This is a genomic window from Bacillus sp. JZ34 (genome assembly GCF_053903205.1).
This window is the reverse complement of record NZ_CP096403.1, coordinates 1,141,044-1,153,604: the sequence shown is the minus strand read 5'-3', so window position 1 is coordinate 1,153,604 and position 12,561 is coordinate 1,141,044. Positions and strand designations below refer to the sequence as shown.

At 47.7% G+C, this 12,561-nt stretch carries 13 protein-coding genes; 3 read left to right on the top strand and 10 right to left on the bottom strand.

Annotated features, from left to right (window positions below; translation table 11 throughout):
• Positions 1-50: 50 nt before the first annotated feature.
• The gene (locus M1D90_RS05825; RefSeq protein ID WP_023855520.1) at positions 51-896 is read right to left on the bottom strand and encodes a YtnP family quorum-quenching lactonase; all 846 of its coding nucleotides are present in this window, start codon (positions 894-896) and stop codon (positions 51-53) included.
• A 91-nt stretch (positions 897-987) separates the two neighbouring features.
• On the bottom strand, positions 988-1,629 hold the full coding sequence (gene trmB / locus M1D90_RS05820) for a tRNA (guanosine(46)-N7)-methyltransferase TrmB (RefSeq protein WP_023855521.1): 642 nt from the start codon (positions 1,627-1,629) through the stop codon (positions 988-990).
• A 180-nt stretch (positions 1,630-1,809) separates the two neighbouring features.
• Between trmB and M1D90_RS05815 the strand changes: the two genes are divergently transcribed.
• Positions 1,810-2,088: a YtzH-like family protein gene (locus tag M1D90_RS05815; protein WP_020452620.1), complete on the top strand. Its 279-nt coding sequence runs from the start codon at positions 1,810-1,812 to the stop codon at positions 2,086-2,088.
• On the opposite strand, the gene M1D90_RS05810 is transcribed toward M1D90_RS05815, so the two are convergent.
• The 5 genes from M1D90_RS05810 to thpR all read right to left on the bottom strand — a co-directional run bounded on the left by M1D90_RS05810 (position 2,083) and on the right by thpR (position 7,737).
• The gene (locus M1D90_RS05810) at positions 2,083-2,886 is read right to left on the bottom strand and encodes a phosphotransferase family protein (protein WP_020452621.1); all 804 of its coding nucleotides are present in this window, start codon (positions 2,884-2,886) and stop codon (positions 2,083-2,085) included. The genes M1D90_RS05815 and M1D90_RS05810 overlap by 6 nt on opposite strands.
• A 188-nt stretch (positions 2,887-3,074) precedes the next feature.
• A complete protein-coding gene (gene pulA, locus M1D90_RS05805; RefSeq protein WP_456283183.1) occupies positions 3,075-5,207 on the bottom strand; it encodes a type I pullulanase in 2,133 nt (710 codons plus the stop codon).
• Between the two features lie 26 nt (positions 5,208-5,233).
• Positions 5,234-6,154: a YegS/Rv2252/BmrU family lipid kinase gene (locus tag M1D90_RS05800; protein ID WP_456283182.1), complete on the bottom strand. Its 921-nt coding sequence runs from the start codon at positions 6,152-6,154 to the stop codon at positions 5,234-5,236.
• A 52-nt stretch (positions 6,155-6,206) separates the two neighbouring features.
• Complete coding sequence (locus M1D90_RS05795; RefSeq protein ID WP_101561191.1) at positions 6,207-7,148, bottom strand: hypothetical protein; 942 nt, start codon at positions 7,146-7,148, stop codon at positions 6,207-6,209.
• Complete coding sequence (thpR, locus tag M1D90_RS05790) at positions 7,132-7,737, bottom strand: RNA 2',3'-cyclic phosphodiesterase (RefSeq protein WP_456283181.1); 606 nt, start codon at positions 7,735-7,737, stop codon at positions 7,132-7,134. The genes M1D90_RS05795 and thpR overlap by 17 nt, the downstream gene beginning before the upstream one ends.
• 139 nt (positions 7,738-7,876) lie before the next feature.
• Here thpR and cysK point away from each other — a divergent pair, with 139 nt between their 5' ends.
• The gene (gene cysK, locus M1D90_RS05785) at positions 7,877-8,809 is read left to right on the top strand and encodes a cysteine synthase A (RefSeq protein ID WP_075212773.1); all 933 of its coding nucleotides are present in this window, start codon (positions 7,877-7,879) and stop codon (positions 8,807-8,809) included.
• Between the two features lie 117 nt (positions 8,810-8,926).
• Here cysK and M1D90_RS05780 read toward each other — a convergent pair whose 3' ends face one another.
• The 3 genes from M1D90_RS05780 to pepV all read right to left on the bottom strand — a co-directional run bounded on the left by M1D90_RS05780 (position 8,927) and on the right by pepV (position 11,133).
• The gene (locus tag M1D90_RS05780) at positions 8,927-9,178 is read right to left on the bottom strand and encodes a hypothetical protein (RefSeq protein WP_025810985.1); all 252 of its coding nucleotides are present in this window, start codon (positions 9,176-9,178) and stop codon (positions 8,927-8,929) included.
• A gap of 73 nt (positions 9,179-9,251) precedes the next feature.
• The gene (locus tag M1D90_RS05775; RefSeq protein WP_025810984.1) at positions 9,252-9,725 is read right to left on the bottom strand and encodes a DUF2691 family protein; all 474 of its coding nucleotides are present in this window, start codon (positions 9,723-9,725) and stop codon (positions 9,252-9,254) included.
• Between the two features lie 16 nt (positions 9,726-9,741).
• A complete protein-coding gene (gene pepV / locus M1D90_RS05770) occupies positions 9,742-11,133 on the bottom strand; it encodes a dipeptidase PepV (protein ID WP_039072924.1) in 1,392 nt (463 codons plus the stop codon).
• Between the two features lie 107 nt (positions 11,134-11,240).
• Here pepV and M1D90_RS05765 point away from each other — a divergent pair, with 107 nt between their 5' ends.
• Positions 11,241-12,548, top strand: a complete 1,308-nt coding sequence (locus M1D90_RS05765) for an NCS2 family permease (RefSeq protein WP_020452630.1) — start codon at positions 11,241-11,243, stop codon at positions 12,546-12,548.
• The last annotated feature ends 13 nt before the right edge of the window (positions 12,549-12,561 follow it).

The following is a 12,561-nucleotide window of genomic DNA, read 5'->3' as shown; positions in this document are numbered from 1 at the left end:
AGTTATCCTTAGGATGGATAACTACAAAGCAAACCATTCACCAAAATAGCTTAGCGCCTTTCTCTCTTTACTGACTCTGCAATCTCGCCGTTTTCATCCCATTTTAATGCCCTATAAATGGCGTCATGGTAAAAAATGTACCAGGCGTTTTTCTCGGCGGCTTTCGCCTGCCATGCTTGCTTCGCCGCAATCGATGTCATCGGATAATCGTCGTACGCCAGCACCCAGAGAGGATTCTGATGGGCATGCGTCGGCATAATATCAGCCATATGAAGGGCCGTTTCGCCGGCATCCTCAAGAACGATCACGGAATGACCGTCGCTGTGGCCGCCTGTATGATGCATCGTAATTCCCGGCAAAACTTCGAGCTTCTCATCGAAGGTCCTCACTTGATGCTGAACTGCTTCCCAGTTTTCTTTCCAATATGTATTTTTGGAGCGGATATTCGGATTTCTCATCTCTTCCCATTCGATCGCAGACGTGTAAATCGCTGCATTTGGAAACACGGAAACAAGGCTTTCTCCCTCATAGCGCGTCAATCCGCATGCATGGTCAAAATGGAGATGTGTCATCAGAACGGCGTTGATATCTTCCGTTGAGAGCCCGAGTGCTTTTAACGAGTCAGCAATTGACGATTCTTCGGTGACCCCGTAATTTCGTTTCTGCTTATCCGTCAGTTTGCCGCGTCCGATACCGGAATCGATCAGCAAATTTGTGCCGTCTTTCTGAACAAGTATAGGGTCTGTTCTCAGTTCGATCTGATTTTTCTCATTAACGTCATACTTTTTAGACCAAAGCGGCTTGGGCACAACGCCGAACATGGCGCCTCCGTCCATGTGTGTGACGCCTCCGTTCAGCCATGTCAGCTTGATTCGTCCGATTGTTAAAGTTTCCATGATCATCCCTCCTTCTCCTATCGTAGCAAAAAACGCAACCCGAAGCTTCATTTGAAAGCAAAAAAACAGACCGCCGGAAGCAGTCTGTTTTTTATGTTCGCCATTCAGCTTCTACTCTGTAGATCGGCTGGCCTTTAGCGGCGAACTTTTCTTCGTATTCGGTCATCACGTTTCCTTGAAAATCGCTTTGATGCAGATCAAGGCTGACGAACGTCAAAACGAGTCCGTATTCGGAAAAACTGGTAAGGGAGTACTCAAATAACCCGCGGTTATCGGTTTTGAAATGAATCGCTCCCTTGCCTCCGAGCACCTGCTCATACTTTTTCAAGAACGCTTGATTGGTCAGACGGCGCTTTGCATGGCGTTTTTTCGGCCACGGGTCGGAAAAATTCAAATAGACCCGGTCGACCTCCCCATCTGCAAAAACGTCTGAAAGCATATTGGCATTAATGTTCAAAAGCTTTACATTCGGCGCCTCTGTCTGCTTTACTTTATCAACAGCGGTTACGATGACGCTTTTAAATAATTCGATTCCGATATAGTTTACATCCGGATTTTGCAGGGCCATTCCTGAAATAAATTGCCCTTTTCCGGTTCCTACTTCGATGTGGATCGGGTTGTCATTTCCAAAAATGGAATGCCATTTCCCTTTACATTGAGACGGCTCGCTGATCACAATATGAGAGTTTTCAGCCAGGTAGTCATCCGCCCAAGGCTTGTGACGCATTCGCATGTACTTACACCTCTATTTGTTATATCGTCTTACAACATACCATGAAATCCCGGAATCCCGCAAGGCCTCTTCCAAAGCAAAAAAGACCGAAGATCGGCCTCCGGGTCTTTCGCGTATAAATTACAGCTTTCTGAACATTTTAATCCATATACTCCGAGAATGAAGGGAAGTGCCAATATTATGGGCTTAAATCAGCAAAATCAGATTCATCTATTAAAAGATATTCTCTCAGACCATCAGGCAGACTGCACCGGAACCGTCGCTGAGTGCGAACAGATGGAGCGGATTATCAAGTCTTTAATGGCAAATACGAATCTTGACGCCGGCCTGAAAGGCGTTCTCGAAGACATTTATTTGTACAGCCAGAGGGGAAAATCGTCCGCTTCAATCAACAGCCACATTCAGGAACACCAGGATCATCTCACACAATGGGTGGAAGATATCGGCTCATTTTCATGAAGCTCCGGCGAGACGCTTCATTAATGCGTGAAGCTGTTCCAGCCCTTGGTGAAAGCCTTCCTGATTGCCTTTCGCTTCTTGCCAGAGTGTTGTCATTGCTTTTTCCGCCAATACGTACCAGGCCATTCTCAGCCTGAGATTGTCCGTTAACGAAGAGCCGTAGCGTTCGAGCCAGCTTCCCCATTCCCGCTCTTCAACGTAATGATAAAGAAGCGGCCCCAGATCGATCGCGGGGTCTGCAATCATCGCTCCATCCCAATCGATTAAATAAAGCTGGTTCTGATCTGTAAGAAGCCAATTGTTATGATTCACATCGCAGTGACAGACGACCTTTTCTCCGGACTGTACATCATCGAGATGGTGCTCCAGATACAAAAGGGCTTGGTCAAGCTGCGGTATCGGATATTGCCGGGCCTGGATAAACTGCTTCAATTGAGTGATTACAGAGCTTGGCTGAAAAGGCTGCTTGCCGAGTCTCTTCAGCATGTCTAAAAGCTCTTTGGAGCTGTGAATTTTCCGAAGCATCTCAGCCACCGCCTGGCTGTTCATATCCTTCGGCTTCAGTTCTCTTCCCTTGAGCCAGTGCTGTGCTGTAATCACATCCCCGTTTTCCATTCGTTTTGTCCAAACGAGCTTAGGAACAATTCCTTCCGCGGACAGGACAGCCAAAAAAGGAGAGCTGTTGCGCTTTAAAAAAAGCTGCTGTCCATTATGTTCTGCATAATATGCGTCTCCTGTAGCTCCTCCTGCGGGGGAAATCTCCCATTCGCTACCTAGTAATTGTCCCAACCAGTTCATATCGATTTTCAACCCATCATTTCATTAAAAGATTTTAAAAAGCATCTGCTCCCTAGAGCGGGCAGCAAACCGCTTGTATTGTCGTCTCTTTATATTCAAATAAAAAGACGGCTATTGAGAGTCATTTGTGCTAAACAATAGCCGTCTTTTAAATTTTAGCGCTAGACGCCAAACTTCGTCAAGCAAAACTAAAAAATCCCTTTTGGTTCGTATAGAACATAGGTTCCGATTCCGTTTAGCCGAAGCCTTTTTTCCGCTTGAACCTTCCCATTGAAGAACGTAAAAGGATCGCAGTGCAGCAAGTACTGTTTCTGGGCGGGCAGCTCAAGCGTTTCCTTTTTTGCAGACGGACAATGCACCACTATGATTTCGTTCCAGGGATCAAATGCTGCAATGTTCTTCAGCTTGTAGGCCGTTACCTCTTCTGTACCGCTCATAAAAGAAAGATGTTCCTTGACTTCCTCCTCTTTTTGCAGACGAAAAGCGGGATGGCTTCTCCGCAGCCTGATCAGCTGGCGCACATATTCGACGTCCTCGCAAAGCTCCGCCCGCTTTTCCCAATCGAGCCTGTTGATGCCATCTCCCGACCTGTAGCTGTTGCTGTCCCCATTCTTTGTTCGGCAAAATTCCTGCCCGGCATGAAGAAATGGAACGCCTTGCGAAAGCAGGACGATCGACAGCGCGAGCCTTTGCCTGAGCCGTTTTGTGCAGGCATCTTCTTCCGAACAGAAGGCCATCTTATCCCAAAACGTATGATTGTCATGGCACTCCGCATAATTGATTGACTGTGGCGGCAGCAAGAATCCCGGTGAGCCGGCAATTCCATGTTGAAGCTCAGCTTTTTTTCCAGTGTCCCCTAAAGCATATCCGCGGTCACCGAGCTCAAATGTACTCCCTTTGACTGCGTTTCTGAACCGATCATTAAAAAAGCCGACCGCCGGAACTTTCCTGGCATTTTGCAATGTTGCTTTTTGCCCGCTTTCAAGCGGGGTATTTAAATCCCAGCCTTCTCCGAACAGGAGCGCGCCCGGCTTCACATTCTCGGCAAGCTTACTGATTTGGCGGACGGTTTCAATATCAAGAATGCCCATTAAATCAAAACGAATTCCATCGACATCATATTCTTCAAGCCAATAGCGGACAGAATCGAGAATATATTTTCGCACCATCAGCCGCTCAGATGCAATGTCATTTCCGACGCCTGTTCCGTCGGCTGGAAAACCGTATTCATTATGTCTGAAAAAATACCCGGGAACCGTTTTTTCAAAAGGGGATGTTTCCCTCTTGTACACATGATTATATACGGCATCCATGATCACGGAGAAGCCGTGTTTGTGCAGCGTCTGAATCATCGTTTTCAGCTCGGTGATTCTGCTTTTGGGGTTCTGCGGATCGAGCGAATAGCTTCCTTCAGGCGCATTAAAATGAAGGGGGTTATAGCCCCAATTATAGGATTGGTCCGGAGACAGCTCGTCAACTCCGGCAAAATCGTGAAAGGGCAGAACCTCGATATGGGTGACACCGAGCTCTTTCAAATAGGCAATTCCCGTTGAGAAGCCGCCGGACGTTTCAGTTCCGTCCTCTGTAAAAGCAAGATATTTGCCTTTATGGCGCATACCGCTGTCTTCATGAATCGAAAAATCGCGGATGTGAACCTCATATATAATCGCATCACACGGACTGTGAAGGCTTGGCGCACGGTATTTTTTCACTTTGACTTCCTCAGGATCTATTACAACGCCCTTTTCCCCGTTTACCGTAACAGCTTTCGCATAAGGATCGACTGTCAATAACGGCGTCCCGTTTACATAAAGCTTATATAAATAGGACCAGCCGTTCAGATCGCCTTCGACCGTTACCTCAAAAACACCCTTTTCTCTGCGCATCATTTGAAAAGTATTTGTTTGAAGCGAATCAGGGCTCTCCAGCTTGATCGCTGCCGTACTCGCGGTCGGCGCCCATACCTTAAATAAAGTACGCTCTTTTGAATAAAAAGCACCGAGACGGCCGTCATAAAAAAAAGCCTTGTCAAACGCCGCACTTCGCGTAACAGAACCAATTTGCAGGTCTGTCCAGACGCTTTCTTCACAGCATACTTTATGAACTCTTCCGAATGGAACGGGGCGGCTGCTTTCGAGAACATACTTGAATTTCTCCTCAAGCTCCTCCGTCGCTTTTACCGAAAGCTCTATCTTCCCTCCTTGATCATCTTCAAGCAGAAAAGGGGGGCTGCAGCTTGACGCGCGGCTCTTCGGAACTAAAACAGTGATCGTTCTCATTTCATCGAGATAAGCTTCAAAGGGGCGGCTGATACCCGGCATCTCAGTCTCTCCTTCATTCGAAAGATTTATGCTCTTAACCGAAGAGATTCGGTCCCTGTTTTGATGAAAACGGGCGCCCAGCCGATCACCTCTCCATCCGCTTGAAAGAGCACCCGCTCATTCGTATGAAAATAAATTTCTTTCGTCTTAAACGCCGTAACACCGTTTTTACCGATGTGTTTGCCGAATATCATTGCAAACAAGAGGCCGGCTTTTTTCAATACGGAGCGGTCTTCAATAATGATCACGTCTAAAAACTCATCCCGCGGATTTGCGTTCGGTGCAATCTTCATGTCTCCGCCATAGTAGGGGTGATTTGAAATCGACGCAAACCAGATTTTTTTAAACGTACGCTTGTCATCCCCATTCTCATACGAAAGAACAAACGGTTTAAACGTAAACGCCGTAACAAAGAAAATCAGTGGCTGAATCAAATGATTCAGCCTGAGAGCAGCCGTCCATTTCGGCAAAGCAGTCATCTTTTTGACGGCGCAGGCATCAAATCCTAGGCTGAGATGATTGGCAAAATAAAGTTCGTTTTCACTGTCTTTCGTATGAAAGCTTCCGAGGGCATAGGTCCGGGTCAGCGATTGCCCTTTTCGCTTCATTTCTTTAATGATATTCGATTTTTTCACGGCAAAGCCGCGTTTAAAATCATTATTTAAGCCCGACGGGATGACGCTCAGCTGAATATCCCGCAAGCTGACTAAGCCGTTGAGCACTTCATGGACGGTTCCGTCCCCGCCGATCACCAGCAGACGCTTCAGCCTGTCATCCTGCATCGTTGATATTTGCCTTGCCAACACTTCAGCATGCCCGGGATGCTGGGTCATAAATGAGCGGTACGATATATTTGCCTTTTGAAGGTCTTTCTGCAATGATTTCCATACTCTGAAGGCCGTCGCATTTCCCGCCTTTGGATTTATGATGATATACCAATCGCTCATGATTCCATTCTCCATTTTATAGTATGAAAAAGCCGGGATAACGTTCTGGCGGTCAGCTCAGCCATTCCTGTCTCCGCATCGAGTCGGAGACGCCGTGCGACAACAGAATTTTCGCCGTTTTCAGCTGCTGGCTTTTAATCGGGGCGAAGTTCTTTTGCTGCTTCTCCAGCCACTCTTTCCAGTGTCTTTTGTCGCAAATGCTGATACCGTAAGGAGGTTCCGGATAATCGATATACGATGTCCGGCTGACAACGACTTTGCGCACAGGCAGTTCAATTCCCGATCCCTTTAACAAGCCGGAAAGAACCGTGCCTGTCCTGAGAAGCTCAACAGCCGGATTTAACAGTGACCGTTCTCTTCCTCTTACCGTTTTTTCTTTCCAAAAACGATCTTTGGAACCGATAAATGCGCTGTCCTTCTCGCCTTCGAGAAATGATATACAGTAGATCTCAAGAGGTGTGAGAATCAAGACGCTGAGCTCTACCGCAGCCTGATTCACCTGCAGCACCGGCCGATACATGATGAAATATGAATCCGGCAGCTGCTGTGCCAAAATGTGCAGGATTTTATCGCTTTTTATTTCCCGGGAAAGCCTGGATATGTCAGAGATTGTCGAGCTTGCCCATTTCAGCTGAAACTCGTACACGTATTCTTTGAAAAACGACACGAGTTCCTCCCCTGCCGCAGGAATTCTTGCAATCAAGCTTTCATCCATTTCTCCATCCAGTCCGTTAAACCATTCATCGGCTTCTTTTCCTTTATTAATATCGGATGCTTCTTTTTTTCTCTTTAATGTAAATGTCTTCTTTCTTTTTCCGACCGTTTCATCATCGGCGGCTTCTTTATCGTAATGAAGGCTGTCTTTCTTTTTCTCAGCCATCTCTTTAATTGACTGCCAGCGCTGCTTTTTCAAGCGGATAAACTGGTTGATATAATGATAAGGATCCTGTTCATACCTTGAAATGCAGTCCTGTATTTTAATAATCTGTGCCAGCTGCGTTCATCTCCGAATCTTGCTTTTCTGCAGCCGGCCGTTCACCGAAATGGAAAACGGCTTGATGCTCATATTTGGGAAGCCTGTCTAAATGAGTTTGAAAGATGGTGAAATGCCCGGCCATAAAAGACACCGCGTCTTCAAGAGGCTCCAGGCGGCCGTTAAAAGAAGCCGATCCATTCCACTTTCTAGCAACCGTCATATGTGGATGAAAAGGCCGTTTTTCAATTTCAAATCCCGCCGCATCTGCAGCATGCTTCACCCGTTCCCTCACGTGAAAGAGAGCGTCTGAGTATTCCGGTTCCGCATGAAGAATTCTCGGCTCCGACGGCTTGCCGAAGGTTCCGAAACGTTTCAAGGCAATCTGAAACGGAGCCGTCTCAGCGGAGATCAGCTTGAGGCTGTCAGCAAGCATAGCCAGCTGCTCTTCTTCAGCGGAGCCGAGGAACACGAGGGTGATGTGATAGTCCAAAGGATGCACCCATCTATGAAAAGAAAATTCCGGACGGCTGCTGACTGTTCGATAAAGCGGCTCACTAAGCTCCGCCGGAATTGGAATTCCAATAAAGTAATGCGGTTTGACTGACATATGTATGGCTTCCTCCTCATTCGTCTTCTCTATATTTTAACAAAAAATATAAGGACTTATAACCTCTCTATTGTCCACTTTCCGAGGCCTTATGATAGGATAATGACAGAATCATGTTTTTTGGAAAGGGTGCACAGCCGTGAAAGCCGTTCACAATATTGCAGAATTAATCGGGGAAACGCCCCTTGTCAAGTTGAACCGCGTTCAGCCCGAAAACGCAGCCCAAGTTTATATCAAGCTTGAATCTTTTAATCCGAGCGGAAGCGTGAAAGACCGCGCGGCCTACCAAATGATTGTGGATGCCGAAGAAAAAGGCCTGCTGAAACCGGGTTCAACCATCATCGAACCGACGAGCGGAAACACCGGCATCGGCCTTGCGATGAACGCTGCGGCAAGAGGCTACAAAGCCATTCTTGTTATGCCTGATACGATGACAAAAGAGCGGATCAACCTTCTGAAAGCGTACGGAGCTGAGGTCGTCCTGACGCCGGGGGATGAAAGGATGCCGGGCAGCATCAAAAAAGCGCAGGAGCTTGCTCGGGAAATTCCGGGCAGCTTTATTCCGATGCAGTTTGATAATGAAGCCAATCCGGAGGCTCACCGGAGATCAACCGCTCTGGAAATTGCCCGGGCAATAGAAGAAATCGGCAAACCGCTTGCCGCATTTGTTGCAACAGCAGGAACAGGGGGAACGATTACCGGAACAGGCGAAAAGCTGAAAGCGTTATTTCCGGGGATAACCGTTCATGTGGCAGAACCTGCAGGGTCGCCTGTTTTATCCGGGGGCAAACCGGGAAAGCACAAGCTTGTCGGGACAAGTCCGGGATTTATTCCAAACATTTTAAACGAAAACGTCTATGACGAAATCTTAAAGATCAAGGACGAAGAAGCCTATGAGATGACGCGCAGATTGGCGCGGGAAGAAGGAATCCTTGTCGGCTCTTCTTCTGGGGCCGCTTGCTTCGCCGCTGTTGAAACAGCTAAGAAGCTCCCTCCCGACAAACTGGTCGTCTGTATGACAGCCGATACAGGAGAACGCTATTTATCAAGCGATTTATTTCAATTTGATTAAGAGAGAAAAGCCTGGTTTCTGTTGTGAAATCAGGCTCAGATTGTTGAAAAAATCCCAAAGCTAAGAGACGTTTTGGGATTTTTTCATCTTTTTAGCGTGAACCGCAACCCTTGCAGTCTAGGAAGGCCGAGCATTGGAGCTGGTTTTCACAGGATTGTGATGACGGCAGTGTTCAGGCAGGACGACGCCTGCTCCGTTAGCCGCCGTTTCTCTTTTGTTCGTGAGCACCGACTTAGCAGGCCTGACAACGAATGCGAGGGTCTGACGACACGGAAAGAAGCGGATAAAACGCCCGTAACCGAAAAAGAACAAAAAATAAAATGAATAAAACCGTTTCCTCACATGCAGCAATTCCTTTTCCTGCTTCAAAAAGCCCCTCTCCTGAAAACAGCAATGTTTAACAGCAAAAAAGCCGCTCTAGAGAGCGGCCGTCTTCGTTATGCTACACATACATTCCTGTCCTGGCATCGTTGTGATCCGTTATATATTCAATCCGCTTGAAACCGCAGTCCTTTGCATTTTGATATAGAAGCTCCAGTTTTTTTTGATCTTTGCAGTATATCGTGACAAAACTCGAATCGGCTGTAAGCACAATCAGCTCGCAGCTGCTTTTCATATATGATTCATATGTGCTGACATCTTCAGGATGGCCATCCTTCGGAAAAGCCTTCAGATCGGCGAAGATGAGATAGTACCTTGCGTCTTCCAGCCTTTTTTTAAATGCTTCTCCTGTCATCACCTGCGGATCTTGAGGAAAAAGATTTTCATCTGACAATTCACCGTTTTCCACGAGATAGCATTCGCCATCGGCAAGCAGCCAATTGAAATCGGCCGGTTCAACCGGCTTCAGCATATCGAGAAGAAAGCGCCCGTACCCGTTCGGGATTTCAAATAAAACGCCTCGCTTATGACTCATGTCATCACTCTCTTTGCTACTTCGCCAATTCATAAATGGCCTGTGCATATATCGATACAGCCTTCAGCAGATCATCAATTTCCATATACTCGTCTTTCTGATGGGCAACGTCGGGACGGCCTGGAAACAGCGGTCCAAATGCCACGCCGGCTTCCAGTGACCGTGCATATGTCGCCCCTCCGATCGAAATTAATTGTGCCGTTTCCCCTGTCTGCTCCTCATAGACCCGCTGCAGCGTTTGGATCAGCTTATGGTCTTTTGCTACATGATGGGGCTTGCTGTCTTTAAAGCTCACCAGCCGGGCGCCCTTTATTTGCGAAAGCCCGGATTTCACCCGATCGCTCTCTTCAGTCACAGGATAGCGGATGTTAATATGGGCTTCTCCGCCTTTTTCCTGTTCATACTGCAGCCGGCCGACATTCAACGTCAGCTCTCCGCTGATGTCATCGCGGCAGCCGATGCCGATTTTTTCCCCTCTCGTATCTCCGGCAAAAGCCCCGCTAACCGTTTGAACAAACTGGAGCCCGGCTCTGTCAAGGGATTGGGTATGTAAAAACTCGGACAAAATGAGGCCGGCATTGACACCGTTATTAGGCTCCATGGCGTGAGCTGATTTGCCGTACACGGTTAATGTCAGTCTGCCGTCTTCTTGAAGAATACGCCCTTCTGCGCGCTTTTCTTTTACAAACCGGACAAATGACTCTTCAAATCCTGATGGGGCAGACCCCTCCAGGACGGCTTCGGCGTCATCAGGCACCATGTTCAGACGCCGGCCGGACCGGAAAGTCTCCAATGTTAAGTCCGCACCTGTTTCCGCTTGATCAGTTTCAATTTTTAAAGCCGCGTCAATCAGGCCTTTTTCCGCATAGATAATCGGAAAATCAGCATCAGGCGCAAAACCAGCCGAAGGCATCTCTTCGTGTTTAAAATAATGCTCCACACAGCGCCAGTCGCTTTCTTCATCAGTGCCGATAATCATTCTGATTCGCTTTGATAATGGGAGGCCGGAGTCTTTGACAATTTTTAATGCATGATACGCGGCCATTGTCGGCCCTTTATCATCAAGCGCTCCCCTTGCATAGATGCGGCCGTCTCTAATTTCTGCAGCAAACGGATCGCTCGTCCAGCCATCTCCGGGCGGAACGACATCAATATGGCAAAGCACGCCGATGATCTCCTCGCCTTTCCCCCATTCGATATGGCCTGCATACCCGTCAAGATTTTTGACCGTAAATCCGCTTTCTTCCCCTTTATTCAAAAGCGCTGTCAGGCATTCTTGAATTCCTTTTCCAAACGGCCGACCCGGACCCGCCGTCTCTTCATCAAGGACGCTGTTGATTTTTAAAAAACCTTGAATATCCTCTACGATCTCATTCCGTCTTTTTGACACTTCCTGTTCCCAGTTCATAATTTCGCCCCTTCTTTTTTCAGTTTAGCCAAAAACCCTTGCAAAAACACCCGATAACGAATAATATAGATATTGTTTTGCTATAATGTTCGTTATTGGAGGAAATGATGTTTAACATAAAAGAAAACCAAACCACAGTCAAAAAAGAAATCCTCGCCGGTATTACAACCTTCTTTACAATGGTTTATATCGTCGTGGTCAACCCTAGTATCCTATCCGGTACAGGCGTCCCGTTTGATCAAGTGTTCACTGCCACAATCATTGCTGCCGTCGTCGGAACGCTTTGGATGGCGCTTTCCGCCAACTTTCCGATCGCGATTGCACCCGGGATGGGGCTGAATGCGTATTTTGCAGTGTCAGTCGTCGGCTCGTCCAACGGCGAAATTTCTTACCAGACAGCGTTCAGCGCTGTTTTCGCGGCCGGCATCCTCTTTATTATCTTATCGCTAACACCTCTTAGAAAACAACTGATCGAAGCCATTCCGGCTAATCTAAAATACGGGATTACCGCCGGAATCGGCTTGTTTATCGCTTTTGTCGGTCTGAGAGGAGCCGGAATCATTACCGCCAATGAATCCAATTTGGTCGGACTCGGCAATCTGCACTCGCCCGGAGTGATCCTGGCACTAATCGGCTTGGCTTTCTCCGTCGTTTTGATGGTCATGAATGTGAACGGCGCTCTATTTTTCGGTATGATCTTAACCGGCCTGATCGCCTTTTTTACCGGCCAGCTTGAGTTTACCAAAGGGATTCTGTCAATGCCTCATCTGCCGGAAAAACTGATCGTCACAAACCCTTTCGCCGCTTTTGGAGATGTCGTCCACTACGGCCTTTATTCGGTTGTCTTCTCGTTCCTGCTCGTCACGATTTTTGATACGACAGGAACGATGATCGGTGTCGCCGAACAAGCCGGACTCATGAAAAACAACAAACTGCCGAATGCAAGAAAAGCCCTTCTTGCCGATTCGACAGCGACGACGATCGGCGCAATGTTCGGGACAAGCCCGACGACCGCTTATATCGAATCATCCGCAGGGGTGGCCGCAGGCGGAAGAACAGGGCTTACGTCTTTAACAGTCGCTGTGCTTTTCGGAGCGGCGCTGTTTTTCAGCCCGCTTGTGAGCGCGGTCTCCGGGATCTCGGCGATTACGTCGCCGGCATTGATCATTGTAGGAAGCATGATGATCGGCGCTGTCACCAACATTCGCTGGAAAGAGCTTGACGAAGCATTCCCGGCCTTTCTCGTCATTTTGACAATGCCGCTGACATCATCTATTGCGACAGGCATTTCCCTCGGGTTTATTTCTTATCCGATTGTCAAAGCCGCGAAAGGCAAATGGCGCGAAATTCATCCGCTTGTCTTCGTGTTTGCCGTTCTCTTTTTCATACACCTCTTCTTTTTGGAAGGGCATTAAACGACTGAACCCC

Excerpts from the sequence above, each read along its gene's own strand:
- M1D90_RS05825 (WP_023855520.1), bottom strand. The coding sequence starts at position 896 with ATGGAAACTTTAACAATCGGACGAATCAAGCTGACATGGCTGAACGGA.
- trmB (WP_023855521.1), bottom strand. The coding sequence starts at position 1,629 with ATGCGAATGCGTCACAAGCCTTGGGCGGATGACTACCTGGCTGAAAAC.
- M1D90_RS05815 (WP_020452620.1), top strand. The coding sequence starts at position 1,810 with ATGGGCTTAAATCAGCAAAATCAGATTCATCTATTAAAAGATATTCTC.
- M1D90_RS05810 (WP_020452621.1), bottom strand. The coding sequence starts at position 2,886 with ATGAACTGGTTGGGACAATTACTAGGTAGCGAATGGGAGATTTCCCCC.
- pulA (WP_456283183.1), bottom strand. The coding sequence starts at position 5,207 with ATGCCGGGTATCAGCCGCCCCTTTGAAGCTTATCTCGATGAAATGAGA.
- M1D90_RS05800 (WP_456283182.1), bottom strand. The coding sequence starts at position 6,154 with ATGAGCGATTGGTATATCATCATAAATCCAAAGGCGGGAAATGCGACG.
- thpR (WP_456283181.1), bottom strand. The coding sequence starts at position 7,737 with ATGTCAGTCAAACCGCATTACTTTATTGGAATTCCAATTCCGGCGGAG.
- M1D90_RS05775 (WP_025810984.1), bottom strand. The coding sequence starts at position 9,725 with ATGAGTCATAAGCGAGGCGTTTTATTTGAAATCCCGAACGGGTACGGG.
- pepV (WP_039072924.1), bottom strand. The coding sequence starts at position 11,133 with ATGAACTGGGAACAGGAAGTGTCAAAAAGACGGAATGAGATCGTAGAG.
- M1D90_RS05765 (WP_020452630.1), top strand. The coding sequence starts at position 11,241 with ATGTTTAACATAAAAGAAAACCAAACCACAGTCAAAAAAGAAATCCTC.